Raw genomic sequence first — 22,200 nt, 5'->3', positions numbered from 1 at the left:
GGGTGGGCCGGTGGGGGCTCCTCCCGCCCGTGGGGGTCTCCCGCCCGTGGGGGTCTCCCGCCCATGGGGGTCCCCGCGCGAGCGAAGTCGGGCGTGGTGGAGAAGCCGAGAGTGGGGGAGGCACCCCGCAACGCCGGGCTGCGCCATGCCGTGCGGTGCCCAGGACGCCGGGCTGCGCACCCCCGGCACCCGCACCCCGCGCCGCCGAGGCACCGGTACCGTTCACCCCCATGCGCACCATCCTGATCACGGGCCCCGGCGGCAGTGGCCGTACCACCGTCGCCGCCGCCACCGCGCTCGCCGCCGCCCGGCAGGGCACCCGCACCCTGCTCCTCGGCGCCGACCGCGACGACACCCTCGGCGCCGTGCTCGGGATGCCCGCGGGCGGCCCCGCACCGATCACCGTCGAACCCCGCCTCACCGCCTGGCGGCCCGACGCCGCGAAGGGGTTCCGGGACGACCTCGCCGCCCTCCAGGACCGTGCCGCCTCCGCGCTCGACCTCCTCGGCGCCGGCCGCCTCGACCCCGAGGAACTCACCCCCCTGCCCGGCGCCGACGAACTCGCGCTGCTGCGTGCCCTGCGCGACGCCGCCCTCGCCGAGGGCCCCGATCGCCACGAACTCCTCGTCGTCGACCTCCCGCCCGCGCCGCGCGCCCTCGCGCTGCTCGCCCTGCCCGAGGAACTGCGCCGCTACCTGCGCCGTCTCCTCCCGCCCGAGCGGCAGGCGGCCCGCGCCCTGCGCCCCGTCCTCGGCCGGCTCGCCGGCGTCCCCATGCCCGCCGAGGCGCTGTACGAGGCCGCCGCCCGCTGGGACCTGGAACTCGCCGCCGCCGAGGCCGTCGTCGCCGACCGGAACACCGTCGTACGGCTGGTCGCCGAGCCGGGCCCGGCCGGTGCCGACGCCGTCCGCTCCACCACCCTCGGCCTGGCCCTGCGGGGCCTGCGCACCGACCTGCTGGTCGCCAACCGAGTCCTGCCCGAGGACACCCCGGCGGACAGCTGGCTCGTCGGCCCCCTCGCCCAGCAGCGCAAGACGCTGGAGGAGTGGCAGGGCGCGTACGACGTCCGCACCGTCACCCACCTCGGACGGGACCCGCGCGGCGGGGACGACCTCGCGGCGCTCGACGCGCCGGACGTCAACCGGGACGTCCCCCCGGTCGAGTGGCCCGTCACCGACCGGCTGGCCGACGACGGCGTGCTGGTCTGGCACATCCCGTTGCCCGGTGCCACCCGCGACGGACTCGACCTGGTCCGCCGCGGTGACGAACTGGTCGTCACCGCCGGGCCGTTCCGCCGGATCGTCCCGCTGCCGTCCGCGCTGCGCCGCTGCACGGTCGAAGGGGCCGCCCTGCGGGAGGGCACGCTAGCCGTCCGGTTCGCGCCGGACCCGAGACTGTGGCCGCGGAGCCGCTGAACGCGCCGCACCCGTTCGGGTAACGTCGTAAGGACGAACCGTAGTCAGGAGTCCGTCATGAGCGAAGAGCTCCCCCCGTCCGAGGCCCCTCGCCCCGACGAGGCCGACGGGGCCGGCGAAACACGACCGGCCGACGCCGACGCCTGGGCGACGGCGTGCGCCGAGGACCTGGAGGCGGAGAAGGCCCGCCGCCGGGCCGAGTACGGGCCGCCGCCCGGCTCGGCCGCCGAGGAGCTGCGCCGCCTCGTCGACACCGTCGCCGACAAGCTGTCCGGCCTCCAGTCCCCGCTGCTCGGCCAGGTCGCCGGACCGGCCGCCCAGCAGGTGGTCCGGCAGGTCGTCCAGCAGGCCAAGGCCGCCGTCGAGCCGGTCATCGAGCGCAACCCGGACGTCTTCGACCACCTCGCGGCCGCCGGCGGCGAACTCCTCGCCGCCTACCGCTCCGCCGTCGAGAACCAGGAGCGCCGCTGGACCACCGGGACCACCGGGGCCCCCGGGGACGACCCCCGCGGCCCCCGTGACCTGGACGAACCGCGTGACGACGGAAGCGACACCGGACGCGACGACGGCGACGAGGGCACCGGCCCGGGCCAGCGCATCGACTTGGACTGACACCGCCCTCGGGTACGGTTGGCCCTAGCGGGGCTCGACCGAACTGAGGGATTCATGGGACTCACCATCGGCGTCGACATCGGCGGCACGAAGATCGCGGCCGGCGTGGTCGACGAGGAAGGCAACATCCTCTCGACCCACAAGGTGCCGACCCCCACCACGCCCGAGGCCATCGTGGACGCCATCGCCTCAGCGGTGGAAGGCGCCCGCGTGGGACACGAGATCGTCGGCGTCGGCATCGGCGCCGCCGGTTACGTCAACCGGCAGCGTTCCACGGTCTACTTCGCGCCCAACATCGACTGGCGCCAGGAGCCGCTCAAGGAGAAGGTCGAAGCCCGCGTCGGCCTCCCGGTCGTCGTGGAGAACGACGCCAACGCCGCGGCCTGGGGCGAGTACAAGTTCGGTGGCGGCAAGGGCCACCGCAACGTCATCTGCATCACCCTCGGCACCGGCCTCGGCGGCGGCATCATCATCGGCAACAAGCTGCGCCGCGGCCACTTCGGCGTGGCCGCCGAGTTCGGCCACATCCGCATGGTGCCGGACGGCCTGCTGTGCGGCTGCGGCTCCCAGGGCTGCTGGGAGCAGTACGCCTCCGGCCGCGCCCTCGTGCGCTACGCCAAGCAGCGCGCCAACGCCACCCCCGAGCGCGCCGAGGTGCTGCTCGCGCTCGGCGACGGCACCCCGGACGGCATCGAGGGCAAGCACATCTCGGTCGCCGCCCGCCAGGGCTGCCCGGTCGCCGTCGACTCCTACCGCGAACTGGCCCGCTGGGCCGGCGCCGGACTCGCCGACCTGGCCTCCCTCTTCGACCCGTCCGCCTTCATCGTCGGCGGCGGCCTCTCCGACGAGGGCGACCTGGTCCTCGACCCGATCCGCAAGTCGTACAAGCGGTGGCTGGTCGGCGGCAACTGGCGCCCGGTGGCCGACGTGGTCGCCGCCCGGCTCGGCAACAAGGCCGGCCTGGTGGGCGCGGCCGACCTGGCCCGGGAGCCCGACCCGATCATGTGACGAGCACCTTCTGGTGCCGGACACTGCGCCAGCGTCAGGGACGCGGGGCGGAGCCCATCTGGGGCTCCGCCCCGCGGGCGCGACGAGCCACGACGAACCGGCAGTCGCCCACGGTCCCCGCGCCCCGAGCTGTTGGGCGTACATTGATCCACATGGAGCCGCTCCCCAACTCCCGCACCGAACCCGACGGTTCCGCCGTCATCCGGGTCCTCAGCTACAACATCCGCTCGATGCGCGACGACACCGACGCCCTCGCCAGGGTCATCGCCGCCTGCGCCCCGGACCTCGTCCTCCTCCAGGAGGCCCCCCGCTTCTTCCGCTGGCGCAAGAAGCTCACCCGCCTCGCCGACGCGTCCGGGCTGGTCCTCCTCTCCGGCGGCGCCCCCGCCGCCGGCCCCGCGCTGCTGTGCTCCCTGCGGGCCACCGCCGAGCGCACCGAGGACGTGCTGCTCCCGCTCAGTCCAGGCCGGCACCGCCGCGGCCTGGCCACCGCCGTGGTCCGCATCGGCGGGGCCCGCCTCGGCGTCCTGAGCTGCCACCTGTCACTGGAGGCGGACGAGCGGTACGAGCAGGCCGGCCTGCTCCTCGACCGGCTCGCCGGCCTGGGCGTGACGCACGCCGTGGCGGGCGGCGACCTGAACGAGCGCCCCGGCGGCCGCACCTTCCGGCGGCTCGGCGACGGCCTGCGGGACTGCTGGACGGCCGAGCCCTGGGGCAGTGAGTACACCTTCTCCGCCACCGGCCCCGACCGGCGCATCGACGCGGTCTTCGTCACGGAGGGCATCGAGGTACTGGGCTGCGGCGTACCGCTGGGGCTTCCCGGCGTGGCCGAGGACGATCTGAGGGCTGCCACGGACCACCTCCCGGTCCTGACCGCCCTCCGCGTACCCGCCGCGTCCGCGAGCTGACGAGCCGCGTGCGCGATCCTGCGGGTCGATCCCCCCAGCTAGACCACCGCGCCCCGCCCCGGATCGTCGTCGTCCTCGTCGCCCGTCCGCATCCGCATGACCAGCGTGGCGAAGCCGCCGAGGAAGCCGCCGATGCTGAGGGTCTGCAGCCACCAGGTCATGTCCCAGCCGAGCACCACCGCCAGCAGGAGCAGCACCGGACCGCCGAGCACGCCCAGCCAGGCGAACTTCGCGGTGGGGTCGCTTTCGGGAAGCGGGGGCGGCTCGGGCGGTACGAAGTGACCCTCCTCGTCCTCGCCGAGACCGTCGTCCTTGCCCGGATCGCCGTCCGAGGGCTCGGCCAGGGAGTGGTCGCGCGGGCCGACACCCGGGGCGAACGCCACGGAGCCGCCCAGGGGCCGGGAGGAGGCCGGGCGGTCCGCCGCGGGACGGTCCGGCTCGGGCTCGTCGTCGTTGGTCTCCGGCTCCAGCAGCGCCAGGTCCTCCACCGACTTGAACGGCTTCGCGCCCGGCGGGTCCGGCGGCTCGTCCCCGTACCCGGCGACGATCGCGGCCCAGACGGCGTCCTCGTCGACGGGCACCCCTTGTTCCTCGGGCGCCGCGCGGTCCGGCGCGCGCTCCCGTCCCTCGCGGTGCTCCCGCTCCCGCTCCAGGTCCCGCTCCCCGTGCTCCCCGCGCTCCCCGTGCTCCTCGCGGTCCTCGCGCTCCTCGCGGTCCTCGCGGTCGGAGTCGTGCTCAGCCACCTGCGGCCGTCCCTTCCTTGCCGAGACCGGGCTCCGGCTCCCCGACGGAACCGGGCGCGAGCCGGCCGATGAACGCGACGCTCTCCGCGAAGATCCGGTCCGCATCGTGGTCCAACGTCGCCACGTGGTAGCTCTGTTCCAGCAGGATCTCCGTGACGTCCGTCGACGACACCCGGCCGAGGATGCGGGCCGAGTCGGCCGGCGGCACCACATGGTCCTGCGGACTGCGCAGCAACAGCAGCGGCTGGGTCACCTGCGGCAGGTCGCCGTCGGTGAGACGGAAGAACGCACGCAGCGAGTGCGCCGCGTGCAGCGGCACCTTGTCGTACCCCAGCTCCGAGCTGAGCGGCTTGGCGATGTCGCTGGCGATGCCCTTCGTCGCGGGCAGCAGATGGCGCAGGACGGGAAGGGCGTGCTGGGCCACGCCGTGCATCCGGTTCGCCGGGTTGACCACCACGACGCCCGAGACCGCGTCCCCGTGCTTGGCGGCGAGCCGCAGGGCGAGCGCGCCGCCCATGGACAGGCCGGCCACGAAGACGCGCGCGCAACGCTCGCGCAGGGCACGCAGCTCGCGGTCCACCTCCGCGTACCAGTCCTGCCAGCCCGTGACCTGCATGTCCTGCCAGCGCGTGCCGTGCCCGGGCAGCAGCGGCAGCGCGACGGTCAGACCACGTGCGGCGAGGTACTGGGCCCACGGGCGCAGTGACTGCGGGGAACCGGTGAAGCCGTGGCAGAGGAGGACGCCGACCTCACCGCCCTCGTGGCGGAACGGCTCGGCTCCGGGCAGGACCGGCACGTCTCGGTCTCCTGTCGTCAGGGGCCGGCACAGCCGGCACGGCGGGTGCGGTACATGCGGGTGGGGTATGTGCGGGGCGCCGTAAGCGCGGGTGCGGTACTTGCGGGTACTTCACCGTACGCGACCGCACTGACACCGACCAGGGCCGTCGGGGCCATTGACGGTGCCCCGGGATAGGGTCTGACCCACAGACACAGGAGGCACTCGCTTGTTGTACGGCGCGATGAAGGTCACCGTCGGGGGTTCGCTGAAGCTCGCCTTCCGGCCCTGGGTGGAAGGCCTGGAGCACATTCCGGCCGACGGCCCCGCCATTCTGGCGAGCAACCACCTGTCGTTCTCCGACTCGTTCTTCCTGCCGGCCGTCCTCGACCGCAAGGTGACCTTCATCGCCAAGGCCGAGTACTTCAACACCCCAGGGGTCAAGGGAAGGCTGACGGCCGCCTTCTTCAAAGGGGTCGGCCAGCTGCCCGTGGACCGCTCCGGGGCACGCGGTGCGGGCGAGGCCGCCATCAAGAGCGGCATGGAGGTACTGGAGCGGGGCGAGCTGTTCGGCATCTACCCCGAGGGCACCCGCTCCCCGGACGGCCGCCTCTACCGGGGCAAGCCGGGCGGCCTCGCGCGCGTGGCGCTCGCCACCGGCGCGCCCGTCGTCCCGGTCGCCATGATCGACACCGAGAAGATCCAGCCGCCCGGCCAGGTGATGCCGAAGCTGATGCGGCCCGGCATCCGTATCGGCAAGCCCCTGGACTTCACCCGCTACCAGGGCATGGAGCACGACCGCTTCGTACTCCGCGCGGTGACCGACGAGGTCATGTACGAGATCATGAAACTCTCCGGCCAGGAGTACGTCGACATGTACGCGACCGCCATGAAGCGGCAGATCGCGGAGGCGGCGAAGGCCGAGAAGGAGGCGGGCAGGGCCGCGAAGGCCGCGCTCGCCCAGGCGGAGAAGGAACAGACCGCCAAGGAGAAGGCGGCGGCCGAGCGGGAGCGGTCCGCCGACGACCGGTAGCGGCCGGGGACAGGGAGCGCACCGTACGGGCCGGGGACGGGGGGACATGGCCAGGCGCGAGAGAGTCATGAGGATGTCGGTCGAGCAGCCGCTGTGGCGCGCGCTCGCCGGCTACCGCGTGCTCACCATGCTGTACGCGATCGGGTTCTTCACGACCGCCTACTCCGGCTTCGCCCGCCCCTGGCTCGCCGTCGCCTACTACGCCGTCCTCTTCGTCTGGACCCTGGCGACCCTTCCCAAGGTCGCGGGCGCGGCCGGCTGCACCAAGCGGTTCCTCGCCGCCGACCTCACCATCGCGCTGACCGGCATCCTGCTCACGCCGTTCGCCGACGCCCACGAACGGGTCATGGACGGCGGCCCGACCCTGCCGTCGATATGGACCGCCGGTTCCGTCCTGGCCTTCGCCATCAAGGGCGGCTGGCGCTGGGCGGCCGTCGCCTCCACCCTCGTCGCCGTCGCCAACCTGGTCGAACGCGGCAGCCCCGCCCGCGACACCGTCCACAACGTCATCCTCGTCTGGGTCGCCGCCATCGCCATCGGCTACGTCGTCGAGGTCGCCCGCGCCTCCGAGCGCACCCTCGCCCGCGCCCTGGAGATCGAGGCGGCGACCAGGGAGCGGGAGCGGCTCGCCCGGGACATCCACGACAGCGTGCTCCAGGTGCTGGCGATGGTGCAGCGGCGCGGCGCCGTCATCGGTGGCGAGGCGGCCGAGCTGGGCCGGATGGCCGGTGAGCAGGAGGTGGCGCTGCGCACGTTGGTCTCGGGCGGTCTGGTGCCCGTCTCCCGGGTGTCGGAGGACGCCGCCGAGGGCGCCCTCGTACGCGCGGTGGAGGAACCGGAGCGGGACGATCCCGACGGCCCCGTCGACCTGCGCGCCCTGCTCGCCCCGTACGCCGGTTCCCTCGTGAACCTCGCCGAACCGGGCGCGCCGGTCCTGCTGGCCCCCCGCGCGGCACGGGAGATGGCGGCCGCCGTGGGCACCGCCCTGGACAACGTCCGCAAGCACGTCGGTGAGCAGGCGCGCGCGTGGATCCTGGTCGAGGACGAGCCGGACGAGGTGATCGTCACCGTCCGCGACGAGGGGCCCGGCATCCCGGAGGGGCGGCTCGCCGAGGCCGAGGGCGAGGGGCGCCTCGGCGTGGCCCTGTCCATCCGGGGCCGGCTGCGCGAACTCGGCGGCACGGCCGAGCTGGTCTCGGTGCCCGGTCAGGGCACCGAGGTCGAACTGAAGGCACCCAAGGCAGCTCAGGAAACCAGCACCACCGCGCGGGGGAAGGCGGCAGACCGATGACCGAGCGACAGGAACCGATCAAGGTCATGGTGGTCGACGACCACCCGATGTGGCGCGACGCCGTCGCCCGGGACCTGGCCGAGTCCGGCTTCGACGTGGTCGCCACCGCCGGCGACGGCGACCAGGCGGTGCGCCGTGCCCGGGCCGCCGCGCCCGACGTCCTCGTGCTCGACCTCAACCTGCCCGGCAAGCCCGGCGTCCAGGTCTGCAAGGAGGTCGTCGGCGCCGACCCGAAGCTGCGCGTCCTCGTACTCTCCGCGAGCGGGGAGCACGCCGACGTGCTGGAGGCGGTGAAGTCCGGCGCGACCGGATACCTGCTGAAGTCGGCCTCCACCGAGGAGTTGCAGGACGCGGTGCGCCGCACGGCCCTCGGCGACCCGGTCTTCACCCCGGGACTGGCCGGGCTGGTCCTCGGCGAGTACCGCCGCCTCGCCTCCGAACCGGCCCCGGCCGCGGAGACCGGCGAGCCCGGGGCGCCCCGGCTCACCGACCGTGAGACCGAGGTGCTGCGCCTGGTCGCCAAGGGCCTGAGTTACAAGCAGATCGCCGAGCGCCTCGTCATCTCCCACCGCACCGTGCAGAACCACGTCCAGAACACCCTGGGCAAGCTCCAACTGCACAACCGCGTGGAGCTGGTGCGGTACGCGATAGAACGGGGTCTGGACGACGCCTGACCCCTCGCGGGACAGTGGCCCCAACCACCCACCGTGGCAAAGGGGTTACGTGATGAAGGTCGGAGTACTGACCGGAGGCGGCGACTGCCCCGGGCTCAACGCCGTCATCCGGGCCGTCGTCCGCAAGGGCGTGCAGGAGTACGGCTACGACTTCGTCGGCTTCCGGGACGGCTGGCGCGGTCCGCTGGAGGGCGACACCGTCCGCCTCGACATCCCGGCCGTCCGCGGCATCCTGCCCCGGGGCGGCACCGTCCTCGGCTCCTCGCGCACCAATCCGCTCCAGCACGAGCACGGCATCCGGCGCATCAAGGAGAACCTCGCCAAGCTCGGCGTCGAGGCGCTCATCACCATCGGCGGCGAGGACACCCTGGGCGTCGCCACCCGCCTCGCGGACGAGTACGGCGTGCCGTGCGTCGGCGTGCCGAAGACGATCGACAACGACCTGTCCGCCACCGACTACACCTTCGGCTTCGACACGGCCGTCGGCATCGCCACCGAGGCCATCGACCGGCTGCACACGACCGCCGAGTCCCACATGCGCGTGCTGGTCGTGGAGGTCATGGGCCGGCACGCCGGCTGGATCGCGCTCCACTCCGGCCTGGCCGGCGGCGCCAACGTCATCCTCATCCCCGAGCAGCGCTTCGACACCGAGCAGGTCTGCGCCTGGGTGACCTCGCGGTTCCGGGCCTCGTACGCCCCGATCGTCGTCGTCGCCGAGGGGGCGATGCCGCGCGACGGCGACATGGTGCTCAAGGACCAGTCGCTGGACTCCTACGGGCACGTCCGGCTGTCGGGAGTGGGCGAGTGGCTGGCGAAGGAGATCGAGAAACGCACCGGGAACGAGGCCCGGACCACCGTCCTCGGGCATGTCCAGCGCGGCGGCACCCCCAGCGCCTTCGACCGCTGGCTCGCCACCCGGTTCGGTCTGCACGCCGTCGACTGCGTCCGGGACGGGGACTTCGGCAAGATGGTCGCCCTGCGCGGCACGGACATCGTCCGCGTCCCGATCGCGGACGCCACGGCCCGGCTGAAGACGGTCGACCCGAAACTGTACGAGGAGGTCGGTGTCTTCTTCGGCTGACCGCTGACCGCTGACCGCTGACCGTTGGCCGTTGGCCGTTGGCCGTTGGCCGCTGACGGCTGGCCGCTGGCCGCTGACGGCTGACGGCTGGCGGCTGGCCGCTGACCGGCGGTTCCGGGCGCGGCGCCGTATATTCGGCCCGGAGCCCAGCAGCAGCCCGGAGCCCAGCAGAACGGGAGCGGTCATGGAGATCCTGGCCTTCGGCGTCCAGGCCGACGAGAAGCCGCTGATCGAGCGGGCCTTCCACGGCCACCACGAGATCCGCTGCCTCGACGTCTTCCTCAACGAGGACACCGCCCCCATCGCGGCCGGCCACGAGATCGTCTCCACGTCCGTCAACGCCGACCTCGGCGCGGGCGTCCTGGAGATCCTCGCGGCCGGCGGCACCCGGATGGTGGCCCAACGCTCCACCGGCTTCAACAACATCGACCTGGACACGGCGGGGCGGCTCGGCGTGACCGTCGCCCGGGTGTCGTACTACTCCCCGTACTCGGTCGCCGAGTTCGCCTGGACCCTCGCCATGGCCGTCAACCGCCGTATCGTGCGTGCCTCCACCCGCACCCGGGACTTCGACTTCCGCCTGCACGGGCTCATGGGCCGGGACATGCACGGCCGCACCGCCGGCGTCCTCGGCACCGGCAAGATCGGCGAGGCCTTCGCCCGGATCGCCCACGGCTTCGGCATGCGGCTGCTCGGCTGGGACGTCGCCGAGAACCCCGCCTGCATGGAGCTGGGCATGCGCTACGTCCCCAAGGACGAGCTGCTCGCCCAGTCCGACCTGGTCACCCTGCACCTCCCGCTGATGGCGGAGACCCGGCACCTGATCGACGGGGCCGCCCTGAAGTCGATGCGGGACGACGCCGTCCTGGTCAACTCCAGCCGCGGCGGCCTGATCGACACCGCCGCGCTCGTCGGCGAGCTGCGCGCGGGCCGCTTCACCGGCGTGGGCCTGGACGTGTACGAGGCGGAGGCGGGCCTGTTCTTCCTCGACAAGTCCCTGGAGGCCATCGCCGACGACACCCTGGCCCGCCTCGTCACCTTCCCGAACGTCCTGGTCACCTCGCACCAGGCCTACTACACCGAGGACGCCGTCGGCCAGATCGTCGACGCCACGGTGCAGAACGTCCTCGACTACCGGGAGGGCCGCCGCTCGGAGAACGTGCTCGTGCCGCGCAGCTGACCGGCCAGCTCCCGCACGATCGCGGCGCCGTTCAGCGTCAGCACGGACTCCGGGTGGAACTGCACCGACGCAAACCTCGCGGCGCGCAGCGCGTGCACCTCGCCGTTGTCGGCGCGGCTGACCTCCACCCCGTGCGCGGCCAGCTCCGCGGCGGTCTCGTCGTCGCAGCGCGCGGTGAAGCTGTTGTAGAAGCCGACGGTCTCGCGCCGCCCGAACAGGTCGATCTCCGTCTGCGCCCCCTGGTACGGCACCTCCTTGCGGACGGTGTCCAGCCCCAGCTCCGCCGCGATCAGCTCGTGCCCGAGGCAGACGCCGAGGACACCGTGCCGGTTCCCCCGGACCACTTCGGCGGTCAGGGCGCGCAGGGAGCGCATCTTGGGATCGGCGGGGTCGGCCGGATCACCCGGGCCGGGCCCCAGCACCACCGGGCCCTCGTGCCCGAGCACCGCCTCGCGCAGCCCCGGCTCGTCGTGGCGCCGCACACTCACGGTGAGCCCCGAGGAACGCAGCAGGTGCGCGAGCATCGCCGTGAAGGTGTCCTCCGCGTCGACGACCAGGGCATGCCCCTCCAGCGAGTCCGACGGTTCCTGCATCCGCAGCCAGAACGGCGCCAGCGAGGCCCGGCGCCCGTCCAGCGCCGCCCGCACGCGCGGGTCGTCGGCCAGCTTCGGCCGCCCGGCCTCCGCGCGCGGCCGGGACGGACGTACGCCCAGCGCCGCCAGCACCCCGGCCGCCTTGGCGTGGGTCTCCGCGACCTCGCCCGCCGGGTCCGAGCCCCGCACCAGCGTGGCGCCGACCGGCACCCGCAGCCGTCCGGCGGCGTCGATGTCGGCGGTACGGATGAGGATGGGGGAGTCGAGCGTCTGGGCGCCGCCGGAATCCCGCCCGAGCAGTGCCAGCGCGCCCGCGTAGTAGCCGCGCCCGCCGGCCTCGTGCCGCTGGATGACCCGGCAGGCGTTCTGCACCGGCGACCCGGTGACCGTCGCCGCGAACATCGTTTCCTTCAGTACCTCCCGCGCGTCCAGTGAGGAGCGGCCGCGCAGTTCGTACTCGGTGTGCGCGAGGTGCGCCATCTCCTTCAGCCGCGGCCCGACGACCACGCCGCCCATGTCGCCGACGGTGCACATCATCTTGAGCTCCTCGTCGACCACCATCGACAACTCCTCGATCTCCTTGCCGTCGGCGAGGAAGCGGAGCAGGTGCTCGGGGGTCGGGCCCTCGGCGGGGTAGCGGTACGTCCCGCTGATCGGGTTCATGACGACCGTGCCGCCGGACATCCGCACGTGCACCTCGGGGCTGGCCCCGACCAGCGTCCGGTCCCCGGTGTGCACCACGAACGTCCAGTACGCGCCCCGCTCGCCCTCCAGCAGCCGCCGGAACAGTGCCAGCGCGTCGGCCCGCCCGAACCCCGGGACCCGCCCCTCGTACGTCCGCCGGATCACGAAGTTGGCGCCCTCGCCGCCCCCGATCTCCTCGTCCAGCACGCGCCCGACGATCTCCGCGTACTCCTCGTCGCCGACGTTGAAGCCGCCGCCCTCGACGCGGACGTCGTGCGCGGGGAGGGCGGCGAGGGCGTCGGCCAGCGGGATGTCGTGCCGCTCCTCGGGGGTCAGCACCAGCAGGGGTGTGCCGTCGTCGCGGACGTCGAAGCCGCGCTCGCGGATCTGCCGGAAGGGGACGAGCGCCAGCCCTTCGTCGGGCAGGCCCGCGAGTCTGTCGTGCTCCGTCACCGGGCCGAGCAGCAGTTCCACGGTGTCGTGATCACGGCCCGGGGTGCGGCGGCGGAGCAGGGCGAACGGGCGGGGGTCGGCCAGGAGGCCGTCGAGCGATGTCATGATCGGTGTCCCTCTCGGTCTCTCGTCGAGACTCTCGGTGGGAGGAACGGCCCGGTCGCGAAAACACCGAAGGCCGCCCCTCGGGCGGCCTTCGCGAAGTCTTTCGTCACGCGCAGTCAGTGGGCCGCCGGATGAGCGGTCCACCACCAGTTCTGGGTCGAATGCGCGAACATGCGGCCGACCTTAGCGCATCGCCCGCGGCGCCGCGGCACGTCCCGAATCCCGGCACGTGCAACGGCGCCGAACGGCGTCGGGCGATCATGTCGTACGTGTTCCGGCCGCCGCCGATCCTGCTCCGGCTCAGGCAATGCGCGCGGTATGGATGTGAGACGTCCGTGGTTCGAACTTCGAAGGCGCGTGAGGCGACCAACCCCCGCCGCCCCGCCGCCCGCACCGGGGCGCCGTCTCACCTGTCGAGCCGTACGAAAACCGGATGACGGGACCCCGTAGGGTTGAGGGGTGACCGTGAACGCTAAGACCGGCCCGAGCGCCGGCAACACCTGGCGAGACCTGCCCGCGGCGCAGCAGCCCGAGTACCCCGACACCGAGGCTCTGCGCGCAGTGATCGCGGACCTCGAGTCGTATCCGCCGCTCGTCTTCGCGGGCGAGTGCGACCAGCTGCGCGCCCGGATGGCGGCCGTCGCCAAGGGAGAGGCGTTCCTCCTCCAGGGCGGCGACTGCGCCGAGGCCTTCGACGCCGTGTCCGCGGACCACATCCGCAACAAGCTGAAGACGCTGCTCCAGATGGGCGCCGTCCTCACGTACGCCGCCTCCGTGCCCGTGGTGAAGGTCGGCCGCATCGCCGGCCAGTACTCCAAGCCGCGCTCGAAGCCGACCGAGACCCGCGACGGCGTGACGCTGCCGACCTACCGCGGCGACTCCGTCAACGGCTTCGACTTCACCGAAGCGGCCCGGATCCCGGACCCCGAGCGGCTCAAGCGCATGTACCACGCGTCGGCGTCCACGCTGAACCTGGTGCGCGCCTTCACCACCGGCGGCTACGCCGACCTGCGCCAGGTGCACGCCTGGAACCAGGACTTCGTGAAGTCCTCGCCCTCCGGCCAGCGCTACGAGCAGCTCGCCCGGGAGATCGACCAGGCGCTGAACTTCATGCACGCCTGCGGCACGGACCCGGAGGAGTTCAAGACCGTCGAGTTCTTCTCCTCGCACGAGGCGCTGCTGCTCGACTACGAGTCGGCGCTCACCCGCGTCGACTCGCGCACCGGGCAGCTGTACGACGTCTCCGGGCACATGGTGTGGATCGGTGAGCGCACCCGGCAGCTGGACCACGCGCACATCGAGTTCGCCTCGCGCATCCGCAACCCGATCGGCATCAAGCTCGGCCCGACGACGACGGCCGAGGAGGCGCTCCAGTACATCGAGCGCCTGGACCCGGAGCGTGAGCCGGGCCGGCTGACCTTCATCGTCCGCATGGGCGCGGACAAGGTCCGCGACAAGCTCCCCGAGCTGGTGGAGAAGGTCACCGCGTCCGGCGCGACCGTCGCCTGGATCACCGACCCGATGCACGGCAACACCTACGAGGCGGCCTCCGGCCACAAGACCCGCCGCTTCGACGACGTGCTCGACGAGGTCAAGGGCTTCTTCGAGGTCCACAAGTCGCTCGGCACCCACCCGGGCGGCATCCACGTGGAGCTGACCGGCGACGACGTCACCGAGTGCGTGGGCGGCGGCGACGAGATCTTCGTCGACGACCTGCACCAGCGCTACGAGACGGCCTGCGACCCGCGGCTCAACCGCAGCCAGTCGCTCGACCTGGCCTTCCTGGTGGCGGAGATGTACCGGGACCAGTGACGGTCGGCCCCCGCTGGGGGCGGTGAATGGGGCGCGGGTCACACACGATCCGCGCCCCCTCCACTTTTGCCGACCTTGCGTGGTGGGTAAGGTTAGGTTTGCCTCACCGACCAGCCGGGCCTTCCGGTCGTCGGTACGGCAGGCCTTGTACCCCGCTCGGGAGGTGAACCGCGTGTTCGTCTGCAGCTGCTTCGGTGTCACCGAGGAACAGGTGAAGGGCCACGCGGAAGCCGGCGCCTGCACGCCCCGGCAGATCGCCTCCGCCTGCAAGGCCGGCACCGACTGCGGCGGCTGCGTGCGGCGCATCCAGGCGCTGCTCGGCCGCGGCGCCTGCCCCCGCCGGCAACTGGCCGACCAGAAGGAACCGGTCCTCGTGGAGCTCCCGGAAGCGGCCTAGTCCAAGCGAGCGGCCCGGCTGCGGCGAGCGGCCCGACTACAGCGAGCCGGGGCCGGACGAGTCCGGCTGGACCTGCTCGATGACCGTCGACAGGTAGAGCGACTCGCCCAGCTTCTCGATCAGGTCGAGCTGCGTCTCCAGGTAGTCGATGTGGTGCTCCTCGTCGGCGAGGATCGCCTCGAAGACGTTGGCCGACGTGATGTCGTTCTTGGCCCGCATCACCTCGATGCCGCGGCGCAGCCGGTCGATCGCCTCGACCTCGATCTCCCGGTCGGCCTGGAACATCTCGGTCACGCTCTGGCCGACCCGCACGTGGAAGAGCCGCTGGTAGTTCGGCAGGCCGTCCAGGAGCAGGATGCGGTCGGTGAGCACCTCCGCGTGGCGCATCTCGTCGAAGGACTCCGCGCGCGTGTACTTCGCGAGCTTGGTCCAGCCCTTGTGGTCCTGCAGCTTCGCGTGCAGGAAGTACTGGTTGATCGCCGTGAGCTCGGCGGTCAGCTGCTCATTGAGGAACTCGATGACCTCGGGGTCGCCCTGCATCGCTTGACGCTCCTTCGAACGGGAACTGGCGTGTTGCGCCGCATGATTGCACCGGCATCGAAGATCGTCCAGTAAGTCTCGACTTAGTAAGCAAGTGCAGGCTTAGTCGTGATTGTCGGTGCTTGTGCATGTTTGCCCGAATGTAAGCGGGGCGGGTCAGGGGCATCGGTCCGGGTCTGTCAGGATGGAGGCATGGGTCAGCCGGCGGGAAACGAATCGGGAGAAGGCGGTCCGGAAGGAGCGTCGCGGTTCGAGCTCCCACCGGGACAGCGGCTGCAGCGCGGCTGGCCGGTCACGCACTACGGCCCGGTCCCCAAGTTCCGCCCCGAGCGCTGGGAGTTCCGGGTCTTCGGCACCACCGCCGACGGCGACAAGCACGGCTGGACCCATGACGAGTTCACCGCCCTGCCGTACACCACGGTCGTCGCCGACCTGCACTGCGTCACGAAGTTCAGCATGCTCGGCTCCGAGTGGGGCGGCGTTCCGGCCGCCACGATCCTGGACCTCGCCCCGCCCGCGCCCGCCGTCACCCATGTGATGGTGTGGGCGGAGTACGGCTTCAGCTCGAACCTGCGGCTGTCCGACTTCGCCGCCGAACGCACCCTTTTCGCCACCCACAAGGACGGCGAGCTGCTCACCGCCGAGCACGGCTTCCCGCTCCGGCTGGTGGTCCCGCACCTGTACGCCTGGAAGGGCCCGAAATGGGTCCGCGGCATCGAGTACATGACCGCCGACCGCCGCGGCTTCTGGGAGGAACGCGGCTACCACAACATCGGCGACCCGTGGCAGGAGCAGCGCTACTCCTACCAGGAGGAGCCCGGGGACGGCCCCGGGCTCTGACCTCCCGCACGGCACGGCCCCGCGGGTCAGCCGTCGCGGAGCTTCTTCAGCCGCTCCACGTCCGCCGCGTGCCCCTCCTTGCCGCCCGGTGTCTCGATGACCAGCGGCACGCCCTCGGTCGCGGGGTGGGTCATCAGCGCCCGGAACGGGTCCTCGCCGATGTGACCGGCGCCGATGTTCTCGTGCCGGTCCTTGTGGGCCCCGGCCACGTCCTTGGAGTCGTTGGCGTGGATCAGCTTGAGCCGGCCCTCGCCGACCGTGTCCACCAGCAGGTCGAGGGTCTGGTGCATGCCGGACGGGCCGGTCAGGTCGTGGCCCGCCGCGAAGATGTGGCAGGTGTCCAGGCACACGCCGAGCTTCGGGTGGGCGTCCAGCGCCTCGAAGTACGGCCCGAAGTCCCAGGTGCGCGAGCACAGGGAGGCGCCCTGACCGGCGGTCGACTCCAGCAGCAGGTACGGGTCGTCGTCGTGGGTGAGCTCGTCGAGCAGCGGCAGCAGGTACTCCCGTACCTGCTTCAGCGCCACCGACCGCTCCCGGCCGCCGGTCGCGCTGCCGGTGTGCACGACCACGCCGAGCGCGCCGATCGCCCGCCCGCGCCGCAGCGAGTGGCGCAGCGACTCCACCGACCGCTCCACCGTCGCCTCGGTGTGCGAACCGAAGTTGATCAGGTAAGGGGCGTGCACGTAGGCGGGGAGCGACCCGGCCGCGCAGGCATCCCGGAAGGCCTCGTCCTGCTTCGGGTTGCCGGCCGGCGTGGCCCAGCCGCGCGGATTGGCGACGAAGACCTGCACGGCCTCCGCCTTCAGCTCACGGGCGTAGGACAGGCCCACGGAGTGCAGGCCGCCGGCCACGGGGACGTGACCGCCGACGGGGTTGCGCGGCATACGGGAGGAAGAAGACGCGGTACTCATGACCGGACCAAGGATGCCAGGACGTGTGGGCGGACCCCGGACCAGGGTACGACCGCACCACCGCACCGGCGCTGCCGAGCCCAGGCGAGGGTGCGCATGGGGGACGTCGTAGGCTTCGCGCTGCCGAACGGCGGCCGGGTCCTGGGCGAACCCGTCGACGAGGACGTGTACGGCCTCCAGGAGATATCGGTCGACGGAAGCACGGTGGTCCGGCGTGCCCGGGAAGAGCTCGGCGAGGTCCTCGCTTCAGTCCGCTGCCGGCGGTCACCGTGACGGTCGCGCGCGGGTCGTGCCAAGACGTCCGCCCCTGGCCGACGTCCCGACATGGGCGCAGGTCAGAACGGAGCGGGGCGGGACGAAGACCCCTCCGCCGACCGGGTTCCCGGCGGGGCCGAGGATGCTCACCTGCCAGCCGTCGGTGACGGCCGTCCGCACCACCGGGTCCGCCCCCGGACGCCCTCCCCCCGACCGTCTGCGGAGCCGCACAGTAGCGGTCCCCGCTGTGGGAAACAGAGAGGGCAAGAGCCTTTGATGCGGGGCTGGTTGACCACTTGTTCGGCTTGGTCGACCGCTCGCGGTGTGCGCCGGCCGGCCCCGCCCGCTCTCCGGCCGGCGGGCCGCCTCGTCAGCGGATCGTGATGGTGACGGTCGACCCCTTGGGAGCCGTGTCCCCGCCGTCGACCGACTGGTCCTTCACCGTGTCGCCGAACAGCCCGAGCAGGCCGCGGTCCTCGTCCACCTGGAAGCCGGCGTCCTTCAGCGTCCGCTTGGCGTCGTCCACGCTGTCGCCGACCACGTCCGGGACCTCGATCATCTCGGGGCCCTTGGACACCGTGAGCGTCACCGTGTCGCCCTCGGCGGCGCGGCTGCCCCGGTCAGGCGTCTGCCGGGCGACCTGACCCCTGTCGTACTCGGAGTTCACCTGCTCCTCGGCGACCTTCACCTTCAGGCCGGCCTCCGTCAGCTCGGCCCGCGCGTCGGCCAGGTCGTCGCCGGTGACGTCCGGGACGTCGATCGGGCTGCCCTTGCTGACGACCAGGGCGACCGCCGAGCCCGAGCGCACCGTGGTGCCCGTCTTCGGCTTCGTGGAGATCACGAAGCCCTTGGGGACCTCGTCGCTGAACGCCCGGGTCACCATGCCCGGCTCCAGCCCCTCGTCCTTCAGCACGGTCCGGGCCCGGTCCAGCTTGTAGCCCTGGACGTCCGGCAGCTTCACGGTGTCGGGGCCGTCGGAGATCGTGAACGACACGGAGTCGTTCTTCCGGATGCGGGTGCCCACTCCGGGGTCGGTGCTGATGACCTTGCCGCGCTCCACGGTGTCGCTGTAAGCGTGCCGGACCGTGCCTGCGTCCAGCCCGGAGTCCTCCAGCCGGTCCCGGGCCTGCGCCTCGGTCTTGGACAGCAGCGGCGGCACCTTGGTGAACTGGCCGGAGTTGATGTACCAGACGCCCGTGCCGACGCCGAGCACCAGCAGTACGGCCACGACGATCGTCAGCGGGCCGCGCCGCAGCTCCGGCCGCCGGCGCCGGGGCGGCGCCGGCGGGGGAGCCGCCAGCCGGCTGGTGCGGTGGATCCCGTCCGCGGGGAACCCGGCGCCACCGTGGCCGCCGGCCTCGTCCTCGTCGACGGGCAGCGGCCGGGGCATTGTCAGCGCGCGCGGGATCACGCTCGTGCGGTCCTCGGCGTTGTCGTGCTCCGCGGCGAGCGCCTGCGGTGGCACCGCGTCCAGCTGGTCCGCGCTCAGCGCCCCGCGCGCCTGGCGGGCCTGCGAGAGCAGCGCCACGGCGTCGTGCGGCCGGATCTCCGGGTTGCGCGCGGTCGCCGAGGCGACCAGCTCGTCCAGCTCGTACGCCATCCCCGGCACGGCGGCCGACGGCGGCGGCACGTCCTCGTGCAGGTGCTTGTAGAGCACCTGGGCGGGGGAGTCCCCGTCGTGCGGCTTGCCGCCGGTCAGCATCTCGTACAGGACGACGCCGCAGGCGTACACGTCGACCCTGGGGTCGGCGGTGCCGTGTTCGATCTGCTCGGGCGCCAGGTACGAGACGGTGCCGAGGACGGAGCCGGTGGTGCTGGTGACCGTGTCCACGGCCCGGACCAGGCCGAAGTCGGCGACCTTGACCCGGCCGTCGTCGCCTATCAGGACGTTCTCCGGCTTCATGTCCCGGTGCACGAATCCGGCCCGGTGCGCGGCGCCGAGCGCGGCCAGCACCGGCTCCAGGATGTCCAGCGCGGCCCGCGGCCGCAGCGCCCCGCGCTCGCGCAGCACGTCACGCAGGGTGCAGCCGGCGATGTACTCCATGGCCAGGTAGACGTACGCCCCCTCGGCCCCCTGGTCGAACACCTGTACGACGTTGGGGTGGTCGAGCCGGGCCACCGACTTCGCCTCGCGGATGAACCGCTCCACGAAGGTGGCGTCGGTCGCGAGCGTCGGGTGCATCACCTTCAGCGCGAGCACGCGGTCCAGGCGGGTGTCCACGGCCCGGTAGACCGTGGCCATCCCGCCCACCGCGATCCGCGCCTCGACGCGGTACCGGCCGTCGAGCACCTGCCCGACGAGAGGGTCCTGAAGGGTCGTGTCCACGCAGGTGAGTCTACGAGCCACCACGGACACCCGGCGTCGTCGCCGACGATCGGGTGCGGTACTGCAGCGCACCTGTGACGCTTCCCACGCACGGCCGGCCGCCGACGGCGACGTACCCCCGCGGGCGAGGCCCACTTGTCCGACTGGAAACGGGCGGCGCGTGGGTGGGAGACGAAACGCCAGGACAACCCGGGACTACTGAAAAGCGGGCCGCTCCGGATCCAGCGCCGCGAGGCCCTCCGCGGGAGACGACGCCTCGGCGAACCGCCGCCGCGGAATCCGCCCCGCCCGCCGCGCACAGCGCCCCGCCTCCACGGCGAACCGCATCCCCTCCGCCATCAGCACCGGCTCCTGCGCCCGCGTCACCGCCGAGGCGAGCATCACACCCGCACACCCCAGCTCCATCGCCAGCGCCACGTCCGACGCCGTACCGGCCCCCGCGTCCAGGATCACCGGCACACCCGCGTGCTCCGCGATCAGCTCGAAGTTGTGCGGGTTGCGGATGCCCAGCCCCGACCCGATCGGCGAACCGAGCGGCATGATCGCGGCGCACCCGACGTCCTCCAGCTTCCGCGCCAGGACCGGGTCGTCGTTCGTGTACGGCAGCACCGTGAACCCGTCGTCGACCAGCGTCTCCGCCGCGTCCAGCAGCTCGATCGGGTCCGGCAGCAGGGTGCGCTCGTCGGCGATGACCTCCAGCTTCACGAGGTCGGTGCCGAGGGCCTCGCGCGCGAGGCGGGCGGTGAGGACGGCCTCCCCGGCGGTGAAGCAGCCGGCCGTGTTCGGCAGCACCCGGATGCCGAGCTTCTCGAGCACCGACAGCACGGACCCGTGCACCGAGGCGTTGACGCGCCGCATCGCGACGGTCGTCAGCTCGGTCCCGGAGGCCACGAGTGCGCGCTCCAGCACGTCGAGGCTGGGCGCCCCGCCGGTGCCCATGATCAGGCGGGACCCGTAGGACGTACCGCCGAGGACGAAGGGATCGTCGGCCATGGTCAGCCTCCTTGGACGGCGGTGAGGACTTCGACGCGGTCGCCGTCGGCCAGCGCGGTGGCGGGCCACTGCGCGCGCGGGACGACGGTTTCGTTCAGGGCGGCGGCCACACCGGACGGCGCCGCGGTGAGCGTGCCCACCAGGGCGTCCAGGGCCGTGCCGGGAGCCACCTGGCGCGGCTCGCCGTTGACGGAGATGTTCATGCGGGCTGCTCCGAGAGTCGCTGGAGTGCGGGAGCGGCGCCGAAGCGCCGGGGGGTGAAGGGGCGGGCCTCCGCCGGCAGCTCCCCGGTGGTCAGGACGTGTGCCATGGCGTCGCCGGTGACCGGGGTGAGCAGGACGCCGTTGCGGAAGTGCCCGGTGGCGAGCAGCAGGCCCGCCAGCCCGGTCGGGCCGAGCAGCGGGGCGTTGTCCGGGGACCCGGGGCGCAGGCCCGCCCGGGTCTCCACCAGAGGCAGCTCGGTGATGCCGGGGACCAGCTCGTGGGCGTCGCGCAGCAACTCGTAGACGCCGCCCGCGGTCACCGTCGTGTCCCAGCCCAGCTCCTCGCTGGTGGCGCCGACGACCAGCTCGCCGCTCTCCCGGGGCACCAGGTAGAGGGGGTTGCCGCGCACCACGGCACGCACCGTCCGGTTCAGCAGCGGCCCGTGCGTCCGCGGCATCGTCAGCCGCAGCACCTGCCCCTTCACGGGCCGCACCGGCGGCAGCACGTCCTCGGGGACGCCCGTGAACCGCCCGCTCAGGCTGCCTGAGGCCAGTACCACCTGCCCGGCCTCCAGCGCGGTGCCGTCGGCCGTGACGACACCCGTGGCCCGCTCGCCGCCGCGCCCGACGGTGAGCCGGTCGGCCCACACCCGGTGGAAGACGACGCCCGCGCGCTCGCAGGCGGCCACCAGCGCGCCGGCGAGGCGGCGGGGGTCGATCTGGTGGTCGCCGTCCACCCGCAGGCCCCCGCGCACGCCCGGCGCGAGCATCGGCTCCAGGCGCCGGCACTCGCGCCCCGACAGCCACTCGGACTCCAGGCCCGACCGCTGCTGGAGCGCGTGCAGTTCCCGCAGGTGGGCCCGGTCGTCGGCGTCCAGCGCGACGGCGAGGGTGCCGCACCGGCGGTAACCGAGGTCGTGGCCCGTCAGGTCGGCCAGCTCGGCCGCGAATTCCGGGTAGCGGCGGGCCGAGGCGAGGTTCAGCGCGAGCAGCGTCTGCTCGCCGTAGTGCAGCTCCGTCACGGCGGCCAGCATCCCGGCGGCCACCTGGGCGGCCCCACCGCCCGGCTCGGGGTCCACGAGAGCCGTGGCGAGCCCGCGCTGCGCGGCCCGCCAGGCAGTGACCAGGCCGATGATCCCGCCGCCGACGACGAGGACGTCCGGCGTACGCGACGACGCGGGCCTCGCGGCGGCTCCGGACACGGAAGCGGAAGTCGGTGGTGACGACATGGGCGTCCAGCCCCTCCCTTCGCCGGCATGACCCGGATCAGGTTCGTACGGTCGGAGGCCGCCAGCCTCCCTCTCAGCCCGGTGCGTCCGGGCTCCCGCGAGTGCTTTACGTTGGCCACCCTAGCCCGCAGCACATCGC

23 protein-coding genes and 1 riboswitch are annotated in these 22,200 nt (G+C 72.9%); of the genes, 13 read left to right on the top strand and 10 right to left on the bottom strand.

What is annotated here, in order from left to right; all coding sequences use genetic code 11:
- Nucleotides 1-230: 230 nt before the first annotated feature.
- The 4 genes from ACIQ1J_RS01890 to ACIQ1J_RS01875 all read left to right on the top strand — a co-directional run bounded on the left by ACIQ1J_RS01890 (nucleotide 231) and on the right by ACIQ1J_RS01875 (nucleotide 3,943).
- Entirely contained in the window at nucleotides 231-1,415 is a 1,185-nt protein-coding gene (locus tag ACIQ1J_RS01890; protein WP_403553236.1) for an ArsA family ATPase, read from the top strand.
- A gap of 57 nt (nucleotides 1,416-1,472) precedes the next feature.
- Nucleotides 1,473-2,027 carry a DUF5304 domain-containing protein gene (locus ACIQ1J_RS01885; protein WP_403553234.1) on the top strand — a complete coding sequence of 185 codons (555 nt, stop codon included), beginning with the start codon at nucleotides 1,473-1,475 and terminating at the stop codon, nucleotides 2,025-2,027.
- Between the two features lie 54 nt (nucleotides 2,028-2,081).
- On the top strand, nucleotides 2,082-3,035 hold the full coding sequence (locus tag ACIQ1J_RS01880) for an ROK family glucokinase (protein WP_210958928.1): 954 nt from the start codon (nucleotides 2,082-2,084) through the stop codon (nucleotides 3,033-3,035).
- Between the two features lie 152 nt (nucleotides 3,036-3,187).
- Nucleotides 3,188-3,943, top strand: a complete 756-nt coding sequence (locus ACIQ1J_RS01875; RefSeq protein ID WP_403553230.1) for an endonuclease/exonuclease/phosphatase family protein — start codon at nucleotides 3,188-3,190, stop codon at nucleotides 3,941-3,943.
- Nucleotides 3,944-3,981: 38 nt separating this feature from the next.
- Here ACIQ1J_RS01875 and ACIQ1J_RS01870 read toward each other — a convergent pair whose 3' ends face one another.
- Entirely contained in the window at nucleotides 3,982-4,686 is a 705-nt protein-coding gene (locus tag ACIQ1J_RS01870) for a hypothetical protein (RefSeq protein WP_403553228.1), read from the bottom strand.
- On the bottom strand, nucleotides 4,679-5,482 hold the full coding sequence (locus tag ACIQ1J_RS01865) for an alpha/beta hydrolase (RefSeq protein ID WP_403553226.1): 804 nt from the start codon (nucleotides 5,480-5,482) through the stop codon (nucleotides 4,679-4,681). Before ACIQ1J_RS01865 ends, ACIQ1J_RS01870 begins: the two co-directional genes overlap by 8 nt.
- A gap of 223 nt (nucleotides 5,483-5,705) precedes the next feature.
- Here ACIQ1J_RS01865 and ACIQ1J_RS01860 point away from each other — a divergent pair, with 223 nt between their 5' ends.
- The 5 genes from ACIQ1J_RS01860 (at nucleotide 5,706) to ACIQ1J_RS01840 (ending at nucleotide 10,720) form a co-directional block, all read left to right on the top strand.
- The gene (locus tag ACIQ1J_RS01860) at nucleotides 5,706-6,494 is read left to right on the top strand and encodes a lysophospholipid acyltransferase family protein (RefSeq protein WP_403553792.1); all 789 of its coding nucleotides are present in this window, start codon (nucleotides 5,706-5,708) and stop codon (nucleotides 6,492-6,494) included.
- A 46-nt stretch (nucleotides 6,495-6,540) separates the two neighbouring features.
- A complete protein-coding gene (macS, locus tag ACIQ1J_RS01855) occupies nucleotides 6,541-7,785 on the top strand; it encodes a MacS family sensor histidine kinase (protein WP_403553224.1) in 1,245 nt (414 codons plus the stop codon).
- Nucleotides 7,782-8,459 (top strand): response regulator transcription factor, encoded by a 678-nt coding sequence (locus ACIQ1J_RS01850; protein ID WP_210958937.1) that lies wholly within the window; start codon nucleotides 7,782-7,784, stop codon nucleotides 8,457-8,459. Before macS ends, ACIQ1J_RS01850 begins: the two co-directional genes overlap by 4 nt.
- A gap of 52 nt (nucleotides 8,460-8,511) precedes the next feature.
- Nucleotides 8,512-9,540, top strand: a complete 1,029-nt coding sequence (locus tag ACIQ1J_RS01845; protein ID WP_210958939.1) for a 6-phosphofructokinase — start codon at nucleotides 8,512-8,514, stop codon at nucleotides 9,538-9,540.
- Between the two features lie 184 nt (nucleotides 9,541-9,724).
- Nucleotides 9,725-10,720: a 2-hydroxyacid dehydrogenase gene (locus ACIQ1J_RS01840; RefSeq protein WP_210958941.1), complete on the top strand. Its 996-nt coding sequence runs from the start codon at nucleotides 9,725-9,727 to the stop codon at nucleotides 10,718-10,720.
- Here ACIQ1J_RS01840 and ACIQ1J_RS01835 read toward each other — a convergent pair.
- Both ACIQ1J_RS01835 and ACIQ1J_RS01830 read right to left on the bottom strand, forming a co-directional pair.
- A complete protein-coding gene (locus ACIQ1J_RS01835) occupies nucleotides 10,672-12,555 on the bottom strand; it encodes an anthranilate synthase family protein (RefSeq protein WP_403553221.1) in 1,884 nt (627 codons plus the stop codon). The genes ACIQ1J_RS01840 and ACIQ1J_RS01835 overlap by 49 nt on opposite strands.
- 116 nt (nucleotides 12,556-12,671) lie before the next feature.
- Nucleotides 12,672-12,728: a trp operon leader peptide gene (locus tag ACIQ1J_RS01830; RefSeq protein WP_071528813.1), complete on the bottom strand. Its 57-nt coding sequence runs from the start codon at nucleotides 12,726-12,728 to the stop codon at nucleotides 12,672-12,674.
- A 286-nt stretch (nucleotides 12,729-13,014) separates the two neighbouring features.
- Between ACIQ1J_RS01830 and ACIQ1J_RS01825 the strand changes: the two genes are divergently transcribed.
- Together ACIQ1J_RS01825 and ACIQ1J_RS01820 are read left to right on the top strand one after the other, a co-directional pair.
- Nucleotides 13,015-14,367 carry a class II 3-deoxy-7-phosphoheptulonate synthase gene (locus ACIQ1J_RS01825; protein ID WP_403553219.1) on the top strand — a complete coding sequence of 451 codons (1,353 nt, stop codon included), beginning with the start codon at nucleotides 13,015-13,017 and terminating at the stop codon, nucleotides 14,365-14,367.
- 163 nt (nucleotides 14,368-14,530) lie between these two features.
- Nucleotides 14,531-14,764: a bacterioferritin-associated ferredoxin gene (locus ACIQ1J_RS01820; protein ID WP_210958947.1), complete on the top strand. Its 234-nt coding sequence runs from the start codon at nucleotides 14,531-14,533 to the stop codon at nucleotides 14,762-14,764.
- A 36-nt stretch (nucleotides 14,765-14,800) separates the two neighbouring features.
- Here ACIQ1J_RS01820 and bfr read toward each other — a convergent pair whose 3' ends face one another.
- On the bottom strand, nucleotides 14,801-15,304 hold the full coding sequence (bfr, locus tag ACIQ1J_RS01815; protein ID WP_121746574.1) for a bacterioferritin: 504 nt from the start codon (nucleotides 15,302-15,304) through the stop codon (nucleotides 14,801-14,803).
- A gap of 192 nt (nucleotides 15,305-15,496) precedes the next feature.
- Between bfr and ACIQ1J_RS01810 the strand changes: the two genes are divergently transcribed.
- Nucleotides 15,497-16,144 (top strand): sulfite oxidase-like oxidoreductase, encoded by a 648-nt coding sequence (locus tag ACIQ1J_RS01810; RefSeq protein ID WP_403553216.1) that lies wholly within the window; start codon nucleotides 15,497-15,499, stop codon nucleotides 16,142-16,144.
- 26 nt (nucleotides 16,145-16,170) lie between these two features.
- Here the strand turns inward: ACIQ1J_RS01810 and ACIQ1J_RS01805 are convergent, their stop codons facing one another.
- A complete protein-coding gene (locus tag ACIQ1J_RS01805; RefSeq protein WP_403553214.1) occupies nucleotides 16,171-17,055 on the bottom strand; it encodes a deoxyribonuclease IV in 885 nt (294 codons plus the stop codon).
- Nucleotides 17,056-17,151: 96 nt separating this feature from the next.
- On the opposite strand from ACIQ1J_RS01805, the gene ACIQ1J_RS01800 reads away from it, so the two are divergent.
- Nucleotides 17,152-17,328, top strand: coding sequence for a hypothetical protein (locus ACIQ1J_RS01800; protein WP_403553212.1), 177 nt, complete (start codon nucleotides 17,152-17,154; stop codon nucleotides 17,326-17,328).
- Between the two features lie 352 nt (nucleotides 17,329-17,680).
- On the opposite strand, the gene pknB is transcribed toward ACIQ1J_RS01800, so the two are convergent.
- From pknB to thiO, 4 genes are all read right to left on the bottom strand, one after another.
- Nucleotides 17,681-19,636: a Stk1 family PASTA domain-containing Ser/Thr kinase gene (gene pknB / locus ACIQ1J_RS01795; protein WP_403553210.1), complete on the bottom strand. Its 1,956-nt coding sequence runs from the start codon at nucleotides 19,634-19,636 to the stop codon at nucleotides 17,681-17,683.
- A gap of 195 nt (nucleotides 19,637-19,831) precedes the next feature.
- Nucleotides 19,832-20,629 (bottom strand): thiazole synthase, encoded by a 798-nt coding sequence (locus ACIQ1J_RS01790; RefSeq protein ID WP_403553208.1) that lies wholly within the window; start codon nucleotides 20,627-20,629, stop codon nucleotides 19,832-19,834.
- Between the two features lie 2 nt (nucleotides 20,630-20,631).
- A complete protein-coding gene (gene thiS / locus ACIQ1J_RS01785; protein WP_121746565.1) occupies nucleotides 20,632-20,832 on the bottom strand; it encodes a sulfur carrier protein ThiS in 201 nt (66 codons plus the stop codon).
- Nucleotides 20,829-22,061, bottom strand: a complete 1,233-nt coding sequence (gene thiO / locus ACIQ1J_RS01780; RefSeq protein WP_403553205.1) for a glycine oxidase ThiO — start codon at nucleotides 22,059-22,061, stop codon at nucleotides 20,829-20,831. Before thiO ends, thiS begins: the two co-directional genes overlap by 4 nt.
- Nucleotides 22,059-22,170: riboswitch (TPP riboswitch) on the bottom strand. It overlaps the preceding gene by 3 nt.
- Between the last annotated feature and the right edge of the window lie 30 nt (nucleotides 22,171-22,200).

The sequence above is a fragment of the Streptomyces sp. NPDC097107 genome (assembly GCF_044762405.1).
GTDB classification, from domain to species: Bacteria; Actinomycetota; Actinomycetes; order Streptomycetales; family Streptomycetaceae; genus Streptomyces; species Streptomyces thinghirensis.
The sequence above is the reverse complement of the archived record's forward strand: the minus strand, read 5'-3'. Positions and strand labels throughout refer to the sequence as shown.

Bases quoted from the DNA above. Each gene is read 5' to 3' on its own strand.
- ACIQ1J_RS01890 (WP_403553236.1), top strand. From the start codon at position 231: ATGCGCACCATCCTGATCACGGGCCCCGGCGGCAGTGGCCGTACCACC.
- ACIQ1J_RS01885 (WP_403553234.1), top strand. From the start codon at position 1,473: ATGAGCGAAGAGCTCCCCCCGTCCGAGGCCCCTCGCCCCGACGAGGCC.
- ACIQ1J_RS01880 (WP_210958928.1), top strand. From the start codon at position 2,082: ATGGGACTCACCATCGGCGTCGACATCGGCGGCACGAAGATCGCGGCC.
- ACIQ1J_RS01875 (WP_403553230.1), top strand. From the start codon at position 3,188: ATGGAGCCGCTCCCCAACTCCCGCACCGAACCCGACGGTTCCGCCGTC.
- ACIQ1J_RS01860 (WP_403553792.1), top strand. From the start codon at position 5,706: ATGAAGGTCACCGTCGGGGGTTCGCTGAAGCTCGCCTTCCGGCCCTGG.
- macS (WP_403553224.1), top strand. From the start codon at position 6,541: ATGGCCAGGCGCGAGAGAGTCATGAGGATGTCGGTCGAGCAGCCGCTG.
- ACIQ1J_RS01850 (WP_210958937.1), top strand. From the start codon at position 7,782: ATGACCGAGCGACAGGAACCGATCAAGGTCATGGTGGTCGACGACCAC.
- ACIQ1J_RS01845 (WP_210958939.1), top strand. From the start codon at position 8,512: ATGAAGGTCGGAGTACTGACCGGAGGCGGCGACTGCCCCGGGCTCAAC.
- ACIQ1J_RS01840 (WP_210958941.1), top strand. From the start codon at position 9,725: ATGGAGATCCTGGCCTTCGGCGTCCAGGCCGACGAGAAGCCGCTGATC.
- ACIQ1J_RS01835 (WP_403553221.1), bottom strand. From the start codon at position 12,555: ATGACATCGCTCGACGGCCTCCTGGCCGACCCCCGCCCGTTCGCCCTG.
- bfr (WP_121746574.1), bottom strand. From the start codon at position 15,304: ATGCAGGGCGACCCCGAGGTCATCGAGTTCCTCAATGAGCAGCTGACC.
- ACIQ1J_RS01810 (WP_403553216.1), top strand. From the start codon at position 15,497: ATGGGTCAGCCGGCGGGAAACGAATCGGGAGAAGGCGGTCCGGAAGGA.
- ACIQ1J_RS01805 (WP_403553214.1), bottom strand. From the start codon at position 17,055: ATGAGTACCGCGTCTTCTTCCTCCCGTATGCCGCGCAACCCCGTCGGC.
- ACIQ1J_RS01800 (WP_403553212.1), top strand. From the start codon at position 17,152: ATGGGGGACGTCGTAGGCTTCGCGCTGCCGAACGGCGGCCGGGTCCTG.
- ACIQ1J_RS01790 (WP_403553208.1), bottom strand. From the start codon at position 20,629: ATGGCCGACGATCCCTTCGTCCTCGGCGGTACGTCCTACGGGTCCCGC.
- thiS (WP_121746565.1), bottom strand. From the start codon at position 20,832: ATGAACATCTCCGTCAACGGCGAGCCGCGCCAGGTGGCTCCCGGCACG.
- thiO (WP_403553205.1), bottom strand. From the start codon at position 22,061: ATGTCGTCACCACCGACTTCCGCTTCCGTGTCCGGAGCCGCCGCGAGG.